This window comes from Pedobacter frigidisoli (assembly GCF_032678525.1).
GTDB lineage: Bacteria > Bacteroidota > Bacteroidia > Sphingobacteriales > Sphingobacteriaceae > Pedobacter > Pedobacter frigidisoli_A.
In genome coordinates this window covers 307,485-326,493 of the sequence record NZ_JAVTSE010000003.1, presented here as the reverse complement: position 1 = coordinate 326,493, position 19,009 = coordinate 307,485, and the positions used below count along the sequence as shown (strand labels likewise).

13 protein-coding genes are annotated in these 19,009 nt (G+C 40.1%); 7 read left to right on the top strand and 6 right to left on the bottom strand.

Features of this window, described 5'->3' with window-relative positions:
* Positions 1-53: 53 nt before the first annotated feature.
* A complete protein-coding gene (ruvB, locus tag R2Q80_RS10425) occupies positions 54-1,076 on the bottom strand; it encodes a Holliday junction branch migration DNA helicase RuvB (RefSeq protein WP_316799540.1) in 1,023 nt (340 codons plus the stop codon).
* Positions 1,077-1,108: 32 nt separating this feature from the next.
* Positions 1,109-2,005, bottom strand: a complete 897-nt coding sequence (locus R2Q80_RS10420) for a 3-hydroxybutyryl-CoA dehydrogenase (RefSeq protein ID WP_316799539.1) — start codon at positions 2,003-2,005, stop codon at positions 1,109-1,111.
* A gap of 407 nt (positions 2,006-2,412) precedes the next feature.
* Between R2Q80_RS10420 and R2Q80_RS10415 the strand changes: the two genes are divergently transcribed.
* The 5 genes from R2Q80_RS10415 to R2Q80_RS10395 all read left to right on the top strand — a co-directional run bounded on the left by R2Q80_RS10415 (position 2,413) and on the right by R2Q80_RS10395 (position 13,748).
* Entirely contained in the window at positions 2,413-5,544 is a 3,132-nt protein-coding gene (locus R2Q80_RS10415; protein WP_316799538.1) for a SusC/RagA family TonB-linked outer membrane protein, read from the top strand.
* 11 nt (positions 5,545-5,555) lie between these two features.
* Positions 5,556-7,163 carry a RagB/SusD family nutrient uptake outer membrane protein gene (locus tag R2Q80_RS10410; protein WP_316799537.1) on the top strand — a complete coding sequence of 536 codons (1,608 nt, stop codon included), beginning with the start codon at positions 5,556-5,558 and terminating at the stop codon, positions 7,161-7,163.
* Between the two features lie 865 nt (positions 7,164-8,028).
* Entirely contained in the window at positions 8,029-11,145 is a 3,117-nt protein-coding gene (locus R2Q80_RS10405) for a SusC/RagA family TonB-linked outer membrane protein (protein WP_316799536.1), read from the top strand.
* Positions 11,146-11,155: 10 nt separating this feature from the next.
* A complete protein-coding gene (locus tag R2Q80_RS10400) occupies positions 11,156-12,808 on the top strand; it encodes a SusD/RagB family nutrient-binding outer membrane lipoprotein (protein ID WP_316799535.1) in 1,653 nt (550 codons plus the stop codon).
* A 19-nt stretch (positions 12,809-12,827) separates the two neighbouring features.
* Positions 12,828-13,748, top strand: coding sequence for a DUF1735 domain-containing protein (locus tag R2Q80_RS10395; protein WP_316799534.1), 921 nt, complete (start codon positions 12,828-12,830; stop codon positions 13,746-13,748).
* Between the two features lie 166 nt (positions 13,749-13,914).
* On the opposite strand, the gene pdxH is transcribed toward R2Q80_RS10395, so the two are convergent.
* Positions 13,915-14,565, bottom strand: a complete 651-nt coding sequence (pdxH, locus tag R2Q80_RS10390; protein ID WP_316799533.1) for a pyridoxamine 5'-phosphate oxidase — start codon at positions 14,563-14,565, stop codon at positions 13,915-13,917.
* A 46-nt stretch (positions 14,566-14,611) separates the two neighbouring features.
* Here pdxH and R2Q80_RS10385 point away from each other — a divergent pair, with 46 nt between their 5' ends.
* A complete protein-coding gene (locus tag R2Q80_RS10385; protein ID WP_316799532.1) occupies positions 14,612-15,175 on the top strand; it encodes a YqgE/AlgH family protein in 564 nt (187 codons plus the stop codon).
* Between the two features lie 106 nt (positions 15,176-15,281).
* Here R2Q80_RS10385 and purE read toward each other — a convergent pair whose 3' ends face one another.
* Complete coding sequence (gene purE, locus R2Q80_RS10380; RefSeq protein WP_316799531.1) at positions 15,282-15,791, bottom strand: 5-(carboxyamino)imidazole ribonucleotide mutase; 510 nt, start codon at positions 15,789-15,791, stop codon at positions 15,282-15,284.
* Between the two features lie 52 nt (positions 15,792-15,843).
* Entirely contained in the window at positions 15,844-16,983 is a 1,140-nt protein-coding gene (locus R2Q80_RS10375) for a 5-(carboxyamino)imidazole ribonucleotide synthase (RefSeq protein WP_047801205.1), read from the bottom strand.
* Between the two features lie 55 nt (positions 16,984-17,038).
* Between R2Q80_RS10375 and R2Q80_RS10370 the strand changes: the two genes are divergently transcribed.
* The gene (locus tag R2Q80_RS10370; protein WP_316799828.1) at positions 17,039-18,229 is read left to right on the top strand and encodes an aminoacetone oxidase family FAD-binding enzyme; all 1,191 of its coding nucleotides are present in this window, start codon (positions 17,039-17,041) and stop codon (positions 18,227-18,229) included.
* 31 nt (positions 18,230-18,260) lie between these two features.
* Here R2Q80_RS10370 and R2Q80_RS10365 read toward each other — a convergent pair whose 3' ends face one another.
* Complete coding sequence (locus R2Q80_RS10365) at positions 18,261-18,977, bottom strand: hypothetical protein (RefSeq protein WP_316799530.1); 717 nt, start codon at positions 18,975-18,977, stop codon at positions 18,261-18,263.
* Positions 18,978-19,009 lie beyond the last annotated feature (32 nt).

The following is a 19,009-nucleotide window of genomic DNA, read 5'->3' as shown; positions in this document are numbered from 1 at the left end:
AAATTAACAAAAAAGACCTCTCCGTTTACAAAACTTAAGAGGTCTTAATCTGCTCAAAATAACTTTCCGGTTTGACCGGGGAAGTTCTTCTTTAAGTGTTTATAAGCCGCTTCAGTAACTTCTCTTCCGCGTGAGGTACGCATGATATAACCCTCTTGTATAAGGAAGGGCTCATACACTTCTTCAATGGTTCCTTCATCTTCACCAACTGCGGTAGCGATGGTTTTCAACCCAACCGGCCCACCTTTAAACTTGTCGATAATGGTAGTCAATATTTTATTATCCATTTCGTCAAGGCCATGTTCATCCACATTTAAAGCATTGAGGGCATAGCTGGCAATGGCAGTATCGATAGTTCCATTACCTTTAATCTGGGCGAAATCCCGAGTTCTGCGTAGCAAGGCATTGGCAATACGCGGCGTACCGCGGCTGCGGCGGGCAATTTCATAGGCACCTTCATCGCTGATGGGTGTTTTTAATATTTCGGCAGAACGTAAAACGATTGTGGTTAATAGTTTGGCATCATAATAGGCTAAGCGTGCGTTGATGCCGAAACGTGCCCTCAGGGGAGCTGTAAGGAGCCCGGAACGGGTGGTAGCACCAACAAGGGTAAAAGGATTGAGGGAAATCTGTACCGATCGGGCATTAGGTCCTGTCTCCAGCATGATGTCGATTTTGAAATCTTCCATTGCCGAATACAGGTATTCCTCAACTAATGGAGATAGACGGTGAATTTCATCAATAAACAGGATATCGCCCTCATCGAGTCCCGTCAGTAAGCCGGCCAGGTCGCCCGGTTTATCCAGTACCGGTCCTGAAGTTACTTTTATACCAGTAGCCATTTCATTAGCAATGATATGAGATAGCGTAGTCTTTCCAAGTCCGGGAGGGCCATGTAGAAGTACGTGATCCAGGGCCTCACCCCGAAGTTTTGCCGCTTGCACAAAAATCTTCAGATTTTCCATCACTTTTTCTTGTCCGGTAAAATCTTCGAATGCCTGAGGCCTCAATACCCGTTCAATATCTCTGTCGTAAGGAGTAAGGTGGTTTGCTTCGGGATCAAGATGCTCGTTCATAAAGGCAAAGATAAAATTAAATGCTAAAAAAATTAGGATCTTTTGAATTTCTCTGAAACAACAAGGTCTTTTGATCCTGGTGTATACTTGTAAAAACCGTCGCCGGTTTTAATGCCTTTGTAACCAGCATTTACCATGTTCACTAAAAGCGGACAAGGCGCATATTTCGGATTACCAAATCCATCCTGTAGCACTTTGAGTATAGCTAAACAAACATCCAGACCTATAAAATCTGCCAGTTGTAGCGGTCCCATGGGGTGAGCCATACCCAGTTTCATTACTGTGTCTATTTCATAAACACCTGCAACACCTTCGTATAAGGTATATATGGCCTCATTAATCATTGGCATCAGAATTCGGTTGGCCACAAATCCGGGGTAGTCATTAACTTCAACCGGAGTTTTATCCAGACTTGCCGATAATGTCATAATCTGTGCAGTAGTCTCATCACTGCTTTGATATCCCCTGATTACCTCTACCAGTTTCATTACCGGTACCGGGTTCATAAAGTGCATGCCGATCACCTTATCTCCCCGATTGGTAGCGGCGGCAATTTGTGTGATGGAGATCGAGGAGGTGTTAGAAGCAAGGATAGCATGAGCTGGTGCATACTGATCTAAATCCTTGAAAATACTGAGTTTTAAATCCAGGTTTTCTGTTGCTGCTTCAACGATCAAATCCGCATTTTCAACACCATTTTTGATGTCGGTATGGGTGGTGATGTTTTTAAGCGCATGAATTTTCTGTTCTTCAGTAAAGGTTTGCTTAGCAATTTGCCTGTCAAAGTTCTTAGAAATGGTTGTTAATGCTTTATCTAATGCATTATGATTGACATCGATCAAAGTTACCTTGAAATTATGCTGGGCAAAAAGATGACAAATGCCATTTCCCATTGTTCCTGATCCGATTACTGCAACTGTTTTTATCATTTTTGATTATTTGGTTAACAATTTTGACTGCTTGAAGGTGTTCTGTGATCTTTATTTTGTTAAAAGTGCAAATTAGGGGTTGTATACTCGTCTTTAATTTATGATTTTATAATATTTTAACATCCCAAATTTATTTTTAACAAACATTTACAAATCTGTTTATCGATACATCCTTCCATTTTATCGTGTCTTAACAATTTAGTTGTTTTAGATGGCTTTAATTCGCAATTGAATTATTAATCATTGCATTTGTTCTTAACGAACCGGAAATCCTCTCAAGTTTTCCATTGTAATGAAACCCGCTAATCATTTATATGTATTTGCTTGCCTGGACCAAAGTTCGTCTGCCGCATATGCTATGATTGATTTTTCAAACTTATTAACTATTAAACTAAAATTAAATGTAAATGAAAAGAAAACTACTAAAATGTTTGTTGTTCTTTATTGTTTTGCTGGTAACAAAGGTTTCGGCACAAGAAAAGACTGTCACAGGAGTGGTGACATCAAAGGAAGACGGACTGCCATTACCTGGTGTAAGTATCAAAATTGCCAATACAAAAGTTGGTGTATCTACAAATGCAGATGGTTCATATAGCATAAAGGCAAACGCTTCATCTGTGTTACAATTTTCATCAATAGGTTATGTTACTCAGGACATTACCGTTGGTAAGCAAAATAAAATCAGTGTAGCACTCGTTTCTGATTCCAAATCGTTAACCGATGTGGTGGTGATTGGTTATGGAACCGCGAAGAGAAAAGATTTAACAGCTTCAGTGGCCAGTATTAAAGGGGAAGATCTGGCTGGAAAGCCTGTAGCTAGTTTCGATCAGGCACTTGCGGGTAAAATTACCGGTATGCAGGTCACAAATTCAAGCGGTATACTTGGTGCTGGTCCACGAATCCGTATTCGTGGCACTAATAGTATTTCTTCAGGTGCCGACCCGCTATATGTTGTAGATGGCATGGTAATCATTTCAAGCGGATCAAGTAGTGTAGCATCTGTAAATCCACTTGGAGATATCAACCCAAACGATATTCAGAGTGTTGACGTGTTGAAGGATGGTGCGGCAACTGCTATTTATGGCTCAAGGGGTGCTAATGGGGTAATCATTATTACAACAAAGAAAGGAACTAAAGGCAAAACACAAATCAATTACAACAATTGGTTCGCCTGGGCAAATGTGGCTAAGCGTTTCGACCTGCTAAATGCACAAGAATTTGTAACCATTGCAAATGAAAAGCTTTATAACGCAGGAACAACAACCCCACAAGCCGTATTATCTTACAATGCCGATGGAAGTGTAGTCGATACTGATTGGCAAGGATATGTATTCAATAAAGACGCTTTTCAGCAGAACCATAATATTTCCTTCAGTGGAGCTACCGATCAGTCCAATTATTATTTCTCTTTGGGCTACGCAGATTTAAAAGGAACAACGGTAGCAAATAACCAGTCTAAGTATCAATTTTCGGGTAAATTTGAGCAGAAAGCATTGGGTGATCACCTCACTGTAGGTGCCAGCTTAACCGGATCCTATGTTAAAAATACTGGTCTTAATTCAGGAACAAGTTCGCTCTCAGGTAATATAGGCAATGCTATTAGGGCATTACCGAACGTGGGAGCTTTTAATGCAGACGGGTCTTATAACCTTAGTTCTGATAATGCACGTTTGGGCAGGGCCGCCAATCTCAAGGAGATTGACGATAACTACACCAATATCAAATACATTCTGGATAATAATGTTTACCGCAATTTGACTTTCACCATGCTTGGAAATGCATTCGCTGATGTGAAGATTATTGATGGACTGAACATTCGCTCCCAGATTTCAACTCAAAACATATTTGGCGAAGATTACCAATATTTAAACCCTGTGCATGGAGATGGGGGAAGTGCAACCAAAGGTTATGAATTTCAACAATTCATACCAAGATTCAGATACAACTGGACAAATACTGCCAGCTACACTAAAACGATTGGCGATCACTCCTTTGGCGCAACTATCGGTGTTGAATTTCAAAAAACAAAAAACAGATCCTTTTACGCAAGTGGTTCTTCATTATCTAGCACATTTTTTGGGGGAGAGAACATAATCAGTAATTCTTTAACCCAATCTACCTATGATATTGGTGGTGGAGTAAATGAAAATGCTTATAAATCATATTTTGCAAGAGCAAATTATACTTACAAAGAACGTTATCTCGTATCGGGAACTTACAGGATCGATGCGATATCCTCTTTACCCATTGGTAATCAGAGTGCCAAACTTCCAGGGGTGTCTGTGGGCTGGAGACTTTCGCAAGAAGAATTTATTAAGGATAATGAGAGTTTAAAGTTCGTTAACGATTTCAAAATTCGTGGCGGATATGCTAAAACGGGTAATACGGATATTGGTAACTATCCTTTTGCAGGAACATTTGGCGCGGCCACATATGGCGTTCAGAGTGGGTTAGCCTATACGCAGGTAGGGAATAGCAGTCTTAAATTCGAAACTAGTGGTAAGTATGATGTGGGTATCGACGCGACTTTTTACGATAACAGGATTACCTTTACAGCCGATTATTTCAAAAACAACGTGGATAATCTGATTCTAGCTGCTCCAACAGCACCATCTTTAGGCGTACCTGGTAATTCCATTTATCAAAATGTTGGTAAAATGTACAACAAAGGTTACGAGTTTGCCTTAAGTGCTGATATCTTTCGGGATACACCCTTTAAATGGAATAGTTCATTCAACATCACATTTGTTAAAAATAAGATTACTCAGTTGTCAAACAATAATGCGGATATTAATTACACTTATAATATCAACAGGGTTGGAGAATCTATTGGCGCAATTTATGGCTACGAATATGCTGGTGTAAATGCGGCAAATGGTAACCCGTTATATGTTAAAGCGAATGGACAGATTGTTCAGGGGAATATAGCCAATCAAACCTATTATGTTTACGATGCTGCTAACCCAACAGCTTTAACTACTGCAACAACATTATCTGCAGCCGATAAAAAGATACTGGGACAATCTAATCCAACCTATTACGGTGGTTTTGTAAATAATTTCAGTTATAGAAACTTTGACCTTGGTATAAATATGGTGTTTTCAGGAGGCAATAAAATCATGAACATCACCCGTCAGGAAAGTTTGTTAAATCAGAAGTTTTTAAATAACGGAACTGAAATTTTAGAAAGATGGACAACGCCTGGCCAGATCACAAATGTTCCTAAAGTGTATTATGGTAGAGATGCCTTCACTAATTTAACTTCAAGTTCAGTATCACGTTTTGTGGAGGATGGTAAATTCATTCGTGCACAAGACATCACTTTAGGTTACGCTTTCCCTAAATTGTTCACCGATAAATTGAAGTTAAATCGCTTACGTATCTATGCTCAGATACAAAATGCTTTTGTCATTACACCATATTCAGGTTTAGATCCCGAATTAAATTATAGTACCACAACCAATAGTCAAACTGGTTTGGATTATAATACCAATCCTAAAGCCAGAACCTTTTTGGTGGGTTTAAATGTTGGATTTTAAAAATTACTGAAATGAAGAACTTTAAGATGAAAAATAAATTTGCTTACGCAGGTCTGGTTGCCGTGATATTAATGGTAAGCTCCTGCGAAAAATACACTGAATTAAATCCCATTAATTCACTTTCCGAGGCTACAGCTTTCGATACTCCGGCAAATATTGAGTTGGTTGCAGCGGGTGTATATAATACCGCTGCTGTAGGAACCTATAATGGTAGCACAGGTCGCGGTTATCCCTTTGGTGCAGCTGCTATTGAACAGGGGGAAATGAGAGGTGAAGACATGGTAAATCTGGCCACCTTTTATCAAATCACCTATGAGTCTACCTACACCTCTACTACAGCCAATAATATCAATCTTTGGAGTAACCTCTACGCATTGATTAACCAATGTAATATCCTGATCACTGGGGTCGAAGCTGCTGCAGTTAAAGGAACGATCACTAGCGCCGTATCAACTCAGTACGCTGCTGAAGCCCGTTTTTTAAGAGCGTTGGCACACCACGAATTAGTCATTAATTTCTGCCGTCCGTACGTTGATGGTAATGGTTCTGCAGCCGGAGTTCCTTATCGTACTATAGCTGTAAATTCTACAGATGCTGTTTCATCCCAGGTACTTGTTGGCAGGGGTACCGTAGCACAGGATTATACTCAAATTCTGGCCGACCTGGATTATGCAGAAACCAACCTTCCAGCAACACGTGCTACATACGCAATTACCCGTGCAACAAAGGGGGCTGCCATCGCATTAAAAACGCGCGTTAAATTACATATGAACGATTTTGCCGGCGTTATTACAGAGGGAGCTAAATTGGGTACTTCTGCGACTGCTTCTCCCTATAAAAGTTCGATTGGTAGTTATGCCCTTACTTCCACTCCTGACGGTCCGTTCACTAGCTTCGCTAGTAATACAGAATCTATTTTCTCTATCGAAAACAGTGCTGCTGCAAATGGCGGGGTAAACGGTGCATTGCCGAATATGTTTGGGCCTGCTAGTTTAGGAGGACGTGGTTTGGTAGCTACCAGTCCAAACTTATACAATGCTTCGTTTTGGGTAACAGGAGATACGAGGAGAACCCTTTTACAAGTCCAGCAAACCACAACTGGTGCGAAGTATTTCTTTAATTATAAATATAAAGACTATACTAATAAAACTGATTATGCCCCAATTATCCGTTACGCTGAAGTTTTATTAAACGTTGCTGAAGCTTATTCAAGGACAACTGCACTGGATGCAAGGGCTTTAAATTTATTAAACGCTGTACGTAACCGAGCCGTTCCAACTGCTAGTCAATATACGATTGCGAGTTTCTCAAGCCAGAATGCTTTAACTCAGGCGATACTAAACGAGCGTAGAATTGAGTTCGCAGGTGAGGGCAGAAGATGGCCTGATATCACAAGACTATCACAAGATGCTAATTTCCAGGTAACTGGTGGTGGGATTCCAGCTAAGATATTAGTTACTGCCTTAAGCGGAACCGGATCCAATTGGGATGTAACCCTAAGGCCTATAACGGCAACAGGTAAAGCTGCAATTGCTTACAGTGATTACAGATATATATGGCCTATCCCAACGGATGAGCTGAATGCCAATCCAAATATTACCCAAAATCCTGGCTATTAATGAACGCTGTTGATCATTAAACGGGACGGCTCTAATCCACGGCGATTGGGGCCGTTTTGTTTTAATGGCAAATAGAATTAAACTTCTGGAAACCAAATCCATTCCGTTAAAAAATGTTAAGAAAAAAGTTAAATTTTGTTTATCGATACAAAGCCCAAATTCGTCGATACAAGCTATTACAGCGCTTCTTTTTTGAAGATATTTGATTCATCAAGAGAAACAAAAAACATTGGTTACCTGATTAATAAAAAGACATAACCGTAAGCAATATAAAGCTAACGTTTTTATAAAAGTACTTCCTAGTAAATTTAGGTTAGTTAATGATTAGTTAAAGAAAAGAGATATGGCTGGATAGCGTATCTCTTTTCATTTGTAGCTTTTTTGACTGGATTCTGGTTATTCTCTATTTTTTTTTGTCCTTAAAAGGTTTTTTGGTTGTTTTATTTCAAATAAAGCCACTATATCTCTTTTAAAACGCAATAAAATATGATAAATACTGATTAACTTACTCCTTTTTGTGATATTTTAAATTAATTTATTGATTATAGTCATTTTTGTTTGAAATATTCACTTAAAAACTTTTCAATTTAGATTTATGATATATATTTGTATATCAGACATCCTTATTCATCACTAAAACTAACTAATTTTATGAATTATTCCTGCAATTATTCTTAACTGAGTCGTAGTACACGTCTTTTCCTACAATCTTCTTTAACTTTTAGCGAATGAATGCTTCGCATGGCTTTGCTATTGCGTAATCTCTCAACTAAACAATTTTTTGTATTGCATTTGTATGCCCAAACGCGAGGTTTAGGCACAGATATAACTATTAACTAAATAACTAAACTAAACTTAAATGTAAATGGAAAGAAAACTACTAAAATGTTTGTTCTTCTTGCTCATGCTTGTTGTTACTGAGGCGTATGCACAAACCAAGACAATTACAGGGGTGGTTACCGCCAAAGATGATGGACTGCCTATTCCAGGGGTAAGTGTTAAAATTAAAGGCACAACCCGAGGTGTTGTAACCGATGTGCGGGGAGCGTACACTATATCTGTACCGGCAACGGAAAAAGATATGCTTGTATTCAGCTTTGTGGGCTTTATCACAAAAGAAATCAATACCACTTCTAAAACTATCGATGTTTCTTTAGAGCCAAATTCCAGAACACTGGATGAAGTTGTTGTAGCTGCAGGGGGTATCAAAAGGGCTGCCCGTCAACAAGGTTATGCAACCACAAGGGTAGATGCAGAAACCTTAACCGCAGGTAAATCTCCAACAATAGCCGGAGGCTTATCAGGGAAGGTGGCAGGTTTGCAAATTAATGCGGTTGGGACTGGTGTGAATCCCAGTTATCGATTGGTGTTAAGAGGAGATAGGTCAATCACCGGAAATAACCAGGCTTTGATCGTATTAGATGGTGCTGTTGTACCCAACGAATTGTTAGGTAATATCAATCCTGACGATGTAGAGGATTTGACAATATTAAACGGAGCTAGCGGAGCTGCTCTTTATGGCTCTGATGCCTCAAATGGTGTGTTGATTATAAATACGAAACGGGGTAAAAAAGGCGCTCCGATCATTAAGCTATCAAATACAACCGTGATCGAAAAAATCAGCTTTTACCCTGCATTGCAGGATCGTTTTGGTTCTGGTACTGATGATTATCCTGTTGCTTATGAACCTATTGAAAACCAACAATACGGTCCTGCTTTTGATGGAACCTTAAGACCAATTGGCCGTGTAAATCAGAACGGACAAACCCAAATGGTTACATATTCTCCAAATAGAGACAAATATGATTTCTGGGACACTGGAATCTCGAATCAAAGCGATTTTTCATTGTCATCCGGAGATGACAAATCTTCAACCTATATGTCTGCCCAATATTTAGACGGAAAGGGTACGACTCCAAAAGATAAATATAACAGGATTGCGATGCGTTTTAATGGTGATAGAAATGTAACCAAAAATTTTAGCGTAAAATATAATCTGAGTTTTACCCAAAATAAATATAATACAACGCCTAATACATCCAGTATCTATGATAACTTATTAAATACTCCGGCCCAAATACCACTTCTTAGCTATACCGACTGGCAAGATCCAAGTAGCTGGGCAAATCAAAATAATTATTATAATGACTATTACCGCAATCCTTACTTTGCCATTGATAATGCAAGGCAAAAACAAAAGAATGCTTATATAACAGGATTAGCAGAACTTAACTATAAACCAACAGATTGGCTAAGTTTTATTTACCGTGCTTCGCTAAGTAACCGTTATTATGAAAGCAAAACGGGTACTGATGGAATTACCTATACAGATTTTGTGTTGACTTCCGGTTCTTCAAAAACAAACTCTGCTAGTAGTGTTTCAGACCGCCTGTTTCAAAATAGCAACTTTAATACGGATTTCATTGCTAATGTCAAAAAAGAGGTAAAGGAATTTTCATTCGATTTTCTGGCAGGTGCCAACTTGAAAAGCTATAATTATAAAAACATGTCTTCATCAGGAAGCGGTTTACAGGTACCGTATCTTTATAATTTAGGTAACATCACCGGTACGCCGAGTGCCAGCGAGGCAAATTATAATACCAGAAGATACGGCATTTGGGGAGATATTACCGTTGGCTATAAAAAGTATCTTTATTTACATGTTACAGGAAGAAACGACTGGGTATCTGTTCTAGCGCCAGCTAATCGTTCATTCTTCTATCCGGCAGCTGATATTTCCTTTATTCCAACTGACGCTTTTGAATTTTTAAAGAATAATAAGGTTATTGATTTTTTAAAGCTTAGAGCTGGATTATCGAAGGTAGGTAACGTCAACGTAGGAGATGGAACTAACGGCGGGGCTTATAATTTGCTATCTACATTTGATTCTCAAACCGGATATAACTATGGAACAGGATACACGCAAAGTTCTTTGATTGTTTCAAACGACCTGAAACCAGAGATAACGACTGGCTATGAGTTTGGAGCCGACTTCCGACTGCTAAAAGGTAAAATTGATGCAACGGTAACCTATTATCACACAAGCTCGACCGGGCAGGCAATTAAGGCCAATATTGCGCAAAGTAGTGGTTATGCAACCTATTTGTTAAATGCTGGTGAGTTGGAAAATAAAGGTTTGGAAAGTGTTTTACATTATACCGCTATTAACAAAGGTAACTGGAGATTGGTTGTAGGAGGTAATTACACCCATAATGTAAATAAGCTTTTATCGTTGACTCCTGGTTTAAGCCGGATTGGAGTAAGCGAAAGTGGTACCATCTTTGGAGATGTTAATGTTCAAACCTATCCAATTATTATCGGTACTGACTACGTCAGAGATCCAGAAGGCCGTGTGGTAGTGGACAGAAATACCGGTAATCCGGTAGGGACAACCACGGGTAATGTTTTAGGTAATACACAACCCAAAGACAGGTTAGGTTTGGACTTCAATCTGTCGTGGAAAGGACTTACCCTTTCTGGACTATTTGAATATAGAGGTGATTTTGTTCAGTATAGCTCAGCAGGATCAACATATGATTTCTCAGGATCTAGTATTCGTTCAGTATATTATAACCGTGAGAGATTTGTTTTTCCTAATTCATCATACTATGACACTGCAAGCGGGGCATACGTTGCAAACAACAATGTGACAGTTTCTACAGGAAACTCTGGATTCTGGTCAAGCAGTCAATTTAGAGGAACAACCAGTAATTATGTTTATTCAGGAAACTTCTGGAAACTCAGAGAGCTGGCCTTGTCTTACAAAATTCCATCTTCTGCCTTAAAGTATGTTAAATTTATTAAAACAGCCACAGTGAGCGCACAGGGAAGAAACTTATTCATCTGGGTTCCGAAATCTAATACCTGGGGTGATCCGGAAGTTAGTACCAATGGTTCTGATAGCAATGCTGTGGGTATCACATCATTATCACAAACTCCTCCAACAAGATATTTTGGTGGTACTGTATCATTAACCTTTTAATACTACAATTATGAAAAAATATTTAAAGATAACATCAATTCTCCTGACAATTGTTTTAGGGTTTGCCGGATGTAAAAAGGAATATCTGGACATCAATACAAATGCGAATTCAGCTACTTCCTCGACTCCTCAACTCGTACTTCCCGCTCTGCTCAACAATATGTCGAGCAATTACATGAGCTACTTCAACTTTGGAGGTCGGATGGCAGGATATATGGCTAACGGGGGTGGCTTTTCGTTCGTAGGTTCAACAGTAATTACCTACAACTTTGATAGTGGGAGCAACACTACATTATTTACCAACGCGTATGGAGATTTGAGGAATATTCAGTATATTATTAAAACTACAACAGGAGTACCTCAATATTCACTGTTTAATGGTGTTGCACGAATATTAAAATCTTATTACTACCAGCTGCTGGTAGATGAATATGGAGACGTTCCTTACAGTCAAGCGTTAATGGGAGCTGACAATGTTACGCCTACCTATGATCCGCAGGCAGTTGTTTATCAATCTTTGGTAACTGAAATTGACGCTGCGATCGCCACATTAAAGGCGAATTCCTCATCGACTACAGTTACTAAATTATCTACAAATGGTGCAGACATCATTTTTGGAGGTAATGTTACCAAGTGGATTCAGTTCGCAAATAACATTAAGCTGCGTATTTTAACCAGAGCCCAAAACAGTACTGCATTGTCTGCATTTGTTTCAACAGCTTTCAATACGTTTAGCACTGAAGGATTTCTGCTTGAGGATGTGCTTATTCAACCAGGCTATGTAAGTACAAGCGCCCGCCAAAATCCATTGTGGGAATCCTATCATTCGACTTATACAGGTACTACTACCGGGAACAGTTACATCCCCAGCACCTGGATATACTCCTTTTACAACGGCGCAAAGTTAAGTGATGCGTCTCGTGGTGCTTTAATGTACAGGCTTTTTGCTGCCGGAACAACTCCCAGAGGCCATTTGGGTGGCCCAAATAATCCGAATTCAGGTTCTCCAAACTGGTATGTAGGTACCGGAACGGGAACGGGTGCAACTGAGGCTCAGGGTGTATTAAAAAGCAGGGTTATGGGTTTATGTATATTTCCTGCTTCAGAAACTTATTTTCTTTTGGCCGAAGCTGCTTTGAACGGACGTACATTATCCGGAAGCGCTAAGGATAACTTTGAAAATGGCATTAAAGCATCTTATAACTATCTTGCAAAATCAGGAACATCCACCGCTTCTCAAACCACAACGGTCTTAAATAACTATTTAGCATCCTATAAAACTGCAAATGCTACAGCTTCTGGTGTCACCTCTTCTCAGAGCTATCTTGTCGACTGGGATCAGACCGCCACAGTACTTCCTGACGATTACAATAAATCAGTCAATACAAGAAGACTTGAGGCCATCATTACTCAAAAATATATCGCGCTGAATTTTATTGACGGGTATGAAGCCTGGCAGGAATACAAAAGAACCGGTTATCCAAGAGTTACCGGAACTGCTGCGACGACGACTTTCGCGAGTACTGAATCTGTAGCGCCAACAGCTGACAGATTACCGGTTAGGAATTTATATCCTACAAGTGAATATAACTTAAACCCCAACGTTCCGCCAATTTCGGGTACAAATATTTGGACTGGCAAGATTTTTTGGGATAATAATTAATTGATAAAACAGATAAGAAATGAAAACTCATATTAGATTATTTTCAGCATTATTGGTATTGGGAATGGGTTTAAATAGCTCTTGCACCAAAGAGGATAACATGTTTACTGATGATGGAAATGGAGGAGCAAATGCGATTGTGGAGCTCGGAGATTTATCTCCAACCCGCACCGCCGGATCAACTACGGTGAACTATACTACTGTTACCAAATCATTTAATGCAGCTGCTGAAGTCGATGTACCGATAACGATAAATTATACTGGTGTTAACGGCGCTCCTGAGGATGTAACTGTACAGGTTGCAATCAACAACACTATCCTCGCCAGTACGCAGACTGCTTTACCGACCAGCTTGTATACTATACCAACCAATTCAGTAGTGATCCCGAAAGGACAGAAAAAGGCAACCTTTATTTTAAAGGTTAAATCTGCACAGTTCAACTTTTCCCTTACTTATGCCTTAGGGATTCAGATTACATCATCCTCATCTGGTATTGTGAGCGGAAACTTTGGTACCGGTATTTTCATTATGGCAGCCAAAAATCAATGGGATGGTGTTTATCAAATTGTTTCAGGAACAGTAACGAGGTATACAGCAGTTGGTGTAGTAGAAAATCCCAGTACCCTAAGTGGCACTCTGGTCGGTAATCCCAACATTACTTTGACTACAAGTGGAGCAAATAGCGTTATCGTAGGTAACATGAGGTGGTTCGGTGGTGCATCTAGCGTTGCTGGTATTGATAATACCACAGCAACAATCAATGCAAGTACAAATGCGGTAACTATGTCGGCTTTAGGGAACGCAACCCTTGCAAACAGAGCTGGAATGACTAACAGCTATGATCCGGCTACGAAAACTTTCACGCTTAATTTCGACTGGAATCAAACCACAACTCCAAGAACGATGAGTATGGTTTTGAAATATGTTAGCGCCAGATAAATATTAATTGATCAATTTCAGGTAGCTTATAGTTGAGTTGCCTGAAATTGGTTTCGACTTTAATGTTGAAGTCAGTTGTATAATACTTCCTAAAATTTAGGATAGTTAATGATTAAAGAAAAGAGATATGGCTGGATAGCGTATCTCTTTTCATTTATAATGGTTTTTAAGGCGCCAAACGTGATTTTACCCAGCTTCCTTTACTAAGCTCGAAGTTAATCCTGTCATGCAACCTGCTTCGTCGTCCCTGCCAGAATTCTATTCTTGTTGGCTTTACAATATAACCACCCCAGTGTGCAGGCTTGGCAATTTTTTTATCTTTAGCTGAACTTTGTAATTCTTCGAACTTTTCTTCTAAAAAAGCACGGTTGGGGATCACCTGGCTCTGTGGAGAAGCAATTGCACCAATCTGGCTGGCTACCGGGCGGCTATCAAAATATGCCTCAGAGGTTTCTTTATCCAATTTCTCTACGGTTCCTTCAATCCTGACCTGACGCTCCAGTTCGGGCCAGAAAAATACCAGTGCAGCATATGGATTTCTTTTCAATTCTTTTCCTTTCGCGCTCAAATAGTTGGTGAAAAACCTGAAGCCATCGTCATCTACACCTTTCAACAAAACAATGCGTGCATCCGGGCGTCCGACTTTATCAGCCGTTGCCAGGGTCATTACATTTGGTTCATATAGCTGCGCCTCAATAGCGTGGTCGAACCATTTTTTGAACTGATTAATGGGGTTATCATCAACCTCAGACTCGTCTAAAGTGGCGCTTTTGTAATCCTGGCGTAGGTTTTGTAGAAATTCGTTATTAACTTGCATAAAACAAAAATAAGCATCTTTTACGGTGCTACAAATGATTATCGTCATGCTTAACAATATAGAACCCAAAACCGGACGTTTATTAATCTCCGAACCATTCATGGCCGATCCAAATTTTAAGCGATCTGTTGTCCTGTTAACCGAGCACAGTGAAGAGGGAACTGTAGGCTATATTCTCAATCAGGTTGGGAATCTACTACTCAGGGATGTGATTCAGGACTTGTGGGAGGCCGACAATCAAATTTATTTTGGCGGACCTGTAGCGGCTGATACCCTTCACTTCATTCACCGTGCATATGACAAGCTGCAAAGCGGGGAGGATATCGGAAACGGAATTTACTGGGGTGGAAATTTCGAGACACTCAAAATTCTGGTCAATAACAACGCGATCAATGAGGATGAAATTAAATTCTTTATTGGTTATTCCGGATGGGATAGCGGACAGCTTAAACGCGAGCTGGAACACAATGCCTGGATGGTGGGAAATGTTTCCAATGCTGATTTAATTTTCGGCAATGATGAAGAACAGCTATGGCGTGATGTTGTGGTTAATTTGGGACCAAAGTATGCACACGTTAGTAATTTTCCCAGTGATCCAAGTTTAAATTAATATGTCTTAAACACCATACCAGTTATACGCTAAATCGCCAGATAGATCACTCACAAACCGGAGGTTTTCTATCTGGCGATGATATTAAATCAGGGTTCGTAAGTGATTACATGCTTGCAGCACTTTCTTCAACCTTCTTTCTCAAATCGTCTTTATAAGCCTGCATTTTTAGCGTTAAGGAATCATCTGCCGTAGCTAAAATCTGTGTAGCCAGTAAGCCGGCATTTTTTGCAGCATTTAGTGCAACGGTAGCCACAGGAATACCATTGGGCATCTGCAAAATCGACAAAATACTGTCCCACCCATCAATAGAATTTGATGATTTAACAGGTACACCAATTACCGGCAAAGTGGTAATAGAAGCTACCATTCCCGGAAGATGCGCAGCACCACCAGCGCCTGCAATGATGACTTTTAAGCCTCGTCCTTGTGCCTCTTTCGCGTAATTGAACATCCGCTCAGGTGTTCGGTGTGCCGAAACCACCGTGATTTCGTAGTCAATTCCAAATTCTTTCATCACATCGGCAGCATCCTGCATTACGGGCAAATCAGATTTGCTACCCATTATAATTCCTACCAGTGGTTTTGCCGCCGAAGGCGAATTTGCTGTACTCATTTTTAATGAAGTTTATTTAATTTTTGTTGTTATCTGAAGCTAAAAAAAGATGTTAAGCGATTACTTTTAAAGTTTTCTGTACATATCTTGCTTTTTCAATTGCCTTATCCCGGTCTATATCCACAATGGTTACATGGCCCATTTTACGGAAAGGCTTCGTATATTTTTTACCATAAAGGTGTACAAATACACCATCGATGGCCAAAATCTTTTCCAGATTCTCGTATTTCGCAACCCCTTCCGAACCTTTTTCACCCAGAAGGTTGATCATAATGGCATTTGTGATGCTGCTGGTATCGCCTAGTGGAAGGTTATAAATTGCACGGAGGTGTTGTTCGAATTGTGAAACATAATTGCCCTCAATTGTCTGGTGCCCACTATTGTGTGGGCGTGGAGCTACCTCATTCACCAGCAATTCACCGTCCCTGCAAACAAACATTTCAACAGCCAAAATTCCGGTTATGTTCATGGCTGAGGCTATATTCTTCGCGATGTTTTCTGCTTTCTGTTGCAGGCTTTCTGCGAAGGTAGAAGGTGAAATCAGGAATTCCACCAGATTCGCTTCAGGATTAAATTCCATCTCCACCATAGGGAAGGTTTTCATGTCGCCGTTTGCATTACGCGCAACAATTACCGCTACTTCCTTCTCAAAATCTACCAGCTTTTCAATGATGCAGGGTGCATCGAATGCTTTGTCAAGATCTGCGGCGCTATTGATTTTCATTACACCTTTACCATCATATCCGTCTTTTCTTAATTTAAGGATATAAGGAAAGGGAATCTGACTGTTCACCATATCCTCTTTCGTATTAGCCATGTGGAAAGGTGAGGTTGGTATATCGTTTTCTTTAAAAAACTGTTTTTGAACGCCTTTATCCTGGATTAAACGGATTACCCTCGATTGAGGGAATACCTGTTTCCCTTCTTTCTCGAGTTGTTCCAGTGCATCAATATTCACTTTTTCAATCTCGATGGTAATGATATCGGCTTTCTTGCCAAAATTGTAAACGGTATCGAAATCAGTTATTGAGCCGTTTTCAAAGTAATTGGCAATGTGCTTGCATGGGGCGTCAGGATCAGGATCGAGAACCAGAGCGTTTACATTGTAATTAATTGCTTGCTGAATGAGCATCCTGCCCAATTGTCCGCCACCTAAAATACCCAGTTTTAATTCGCTAATCTGTTTTGCCATGCGCTTGAAAATAATGCTACTTTTGTGCAAAAGTAACCATAAAAAAGTTTTATTGATGAATGCTGATGCAATAATTATTGGTGCAGGTGCCTGCGGGCTGATGTGTGCGGTGCAGGCGGGCTACCTGGGTAAGAAAGTTATCCTCCTGGAAAGGAATGAAAAACCCGGCGCCAAAATCCTGATCTCAGGTGGCGGACGCTGTAACTATACCAACCAGCATGCATCTGCTGAGCAATTCATCTCTGCTAATCCGCATTTCATCAAATCTGCCTTTACGCAATGGACAGTAGATGATACCATCAGTTTTTTCGAAACTTATGGCATTCAGGGCGGCGAAAAAACATTGGGGCAACTATTTCCTGAAGGAAAAAACGCGAAGGATATCGTGCAGGTCTTTACTACTATATGCGAAGATTTTGGGCAAGAAATCCGGTGCGATGCAGATGTAAAAGAGATCAGAATTTTAGAACAGGGCTTTGAGGTAACCTACGAACGAAAAGGAAAAAAAACAGTACTGACTGCCGAAAAGCTGGTGATTGCTACGGGCGGATTACCGATTCCGAAAATGGGTGCCACAGATTTTGCCATCCGTTTCGCCCGAAAACACAGCTTAAAAATCGTAGAGACTGCACCGGCACTAGTTCCACTAACCATTACCGGAAAAGATGAGGATTGGTTTGCCGAACTTTCAGGAAACTCGGTTTTCTGTGAAGTTAGCAATGAAGAAATTTCTTTTGAAGAGAATATTCTGTTTACGCACTGGGGCTTAAGTGGACCCGCAATCTTACAGATTTCGTCTTTCTGGAGAAGGGGAGAGGCCATTAATATCAACCTCTTGCCTCATCAGGATATCGTAGCCCTTTTAGATGAAGAGCGAAAAACCAACGGGAAAACACTTCTATCCAGTTTGCTGAACCGTTTCTATACCCGGAAGTTCACCGATGCGCTGGGTAAATTCCTGCCTTTAGTTAAGCCAGTAGCCGCCCTAACCAAAAGTGAAATCGATTTAATAGAAAATACCATTCACTATTTTAAAGTGAAGCCAGCAGGGGATAAGGGATATGACAAGGCCGAAGTGATGCGCGGGGGCATCGACACCAATGAAGTATCCTCTAAAACGCTAGAAAGCAAAAAGATTCCCAATTTATTTTTCGGAGGAGAATGCCTTGATGTTACCGGATGGTTAGGTGGATATAACTTTCAATGGGCCTGGGCAAGTGGATTTGTGATTGCACAACATTTATAATTTAAATTTTACTCAATCCCAATAAAAAATATCACAGATATACATCCGGCATAATTTCCCATGCCCAGGGTTTCTTGAAGGTTTTAAACGTTCGCAGTTGCGAAAAATACAGCACCTCACTGGTTTTTCTGTTAGCAACATCCCTTCTGTGAAGGTTGCCAACGGTGGTAAACAATTCACGGGTTTTGAAATCGTAAACCCTTTCCGTCATGTCGCCAGTGTTCTGGTTAAAGTATAACTTAATGGCACTGGTTAAAAACCAGTCTTTATTTTCAAATTTAAAGGTATAACCCATTTCCCATCGCCATTCTGCACCACCTTTAAAGCGCAGGTACAACTGTCCGTCTTTAATTTCCATCTGCGTAAGCGGGTCTCCCAGTTTACCGCCTTCTTTCTCCCGCAGGATAAAATCATTGTTTTGTGTAGCCAGGCGATAGCTGTTAGTAGAGGGACTTTTAAAAAAGATTGCTAAAATACGTGGCTTCTGTGTTTCTTTGATAATATCCGAATTGTTATCACCATAAGTTCTGTTCTCATCTATTGTTTTCATTGATTCGAAAATAACCGCTAAATCATTCACTCCGTCATGGTTCAGGTCGCCATTAGACGTTTCAATAATGGTCCAGTCTGGAGGGGTGAATTGTTCGAGCGAGCTGCCCTGTTGTTTTATTTTGGGGAACAGGAAAGTTTTCTGTGCAGCAGATATCTGCACAATAAGCATCAGCAAAACGGAATAGCAAATCTTCATTCGGGTAGAAAGGTATTGATGTATACTTAAAA

Coding starts and splice junctions, on each gene's coding strand:
- ruvB (WP_316799540.1), bottom strand. CDS start 1,076: ATGAACGAGCATCTTGATCCCGAAGCAAACCACCTTACTCCTTACGAC.
- R2Q80_RS10420 (WP_316799539.1), bottom strand. CDS start 2,005: ATGATAAAAACAGTTGCAGTAATCGGATCAGGAACAATGGGAAATGGC.
- R2Q80_RS10415 (WP_316799538.1), top strand. CDS start 2,413: ATGAAAAGAAAACTACTAAAATGTTTGTTGTTCTTTATTGTTTTGCTG.
- R2Q80_RS10410 (WP_316799537.1), top strand. CDS start 5,556: ATGAAGAACTTTAAGATGAAAAATAAATTTGCTTACGCAGGTCTGGTT.
- R2Q80_RS10405 (WP_316799536.1), top strand. CDS start 8,029: ATGGAAAGAAAACTACTAAAATGTTTGTTCTTCTTGCTCATGCTTGTT.
- R2Q80_RS10400 (WP_316799535.1), top strand. CDS start 11,156: ATGAAAAAATATTTAAAGATAACATCAATTCTCCTGACAATTGTTTTA.
- R2Q80_RS10395 (WP_316799534.1), top strand. CDS start 12,828: ATGAAAACTCATATTAGATTATTTTCAGCATTATTGGTATTGGGAATG.
- pdxH (WP_316799533.1), bottom strand. CDS start 14,565: ATGCAAGTTAATAACGAATTTCTACAAAACCTACGCCAGGATTACAAA.
- R2Q80_RS10385 (WP_316799532.1), top strand. CDS start 14,612: ATGCTTAACAATATAGAACCCAAAACCGGACGTTTATTAATCTCCGAA.
- purE (WP_316799531.1), bottom strand. CDS start 15,791: ATGAGTACAGCAAATTCGCCTTCGGCGGCAAAACCACTGGTAGGAATT.
- R2Q80_RS10375 (WP_047801205.1), bottom strand. CDS start 16,983: ATGGCAAAACAGATTAGCGAATTAAAACTGGGTATTTTAGGTGGCGGA.
- R2Q80_RS10370 (WP_316799828.1), top strand. CDS start 17,039: ATGAATGCTGATGCAATAATTATTGGTGCAGGTGCCTGCGGGCTGATG.
- R2Q80_RS10365 (WP_316799530.1), bottom strand. CDS start 18,977: ATGAAGATTTGCTATTCCGTTTTGCTGATGCTTATTGTGCAGATATCT.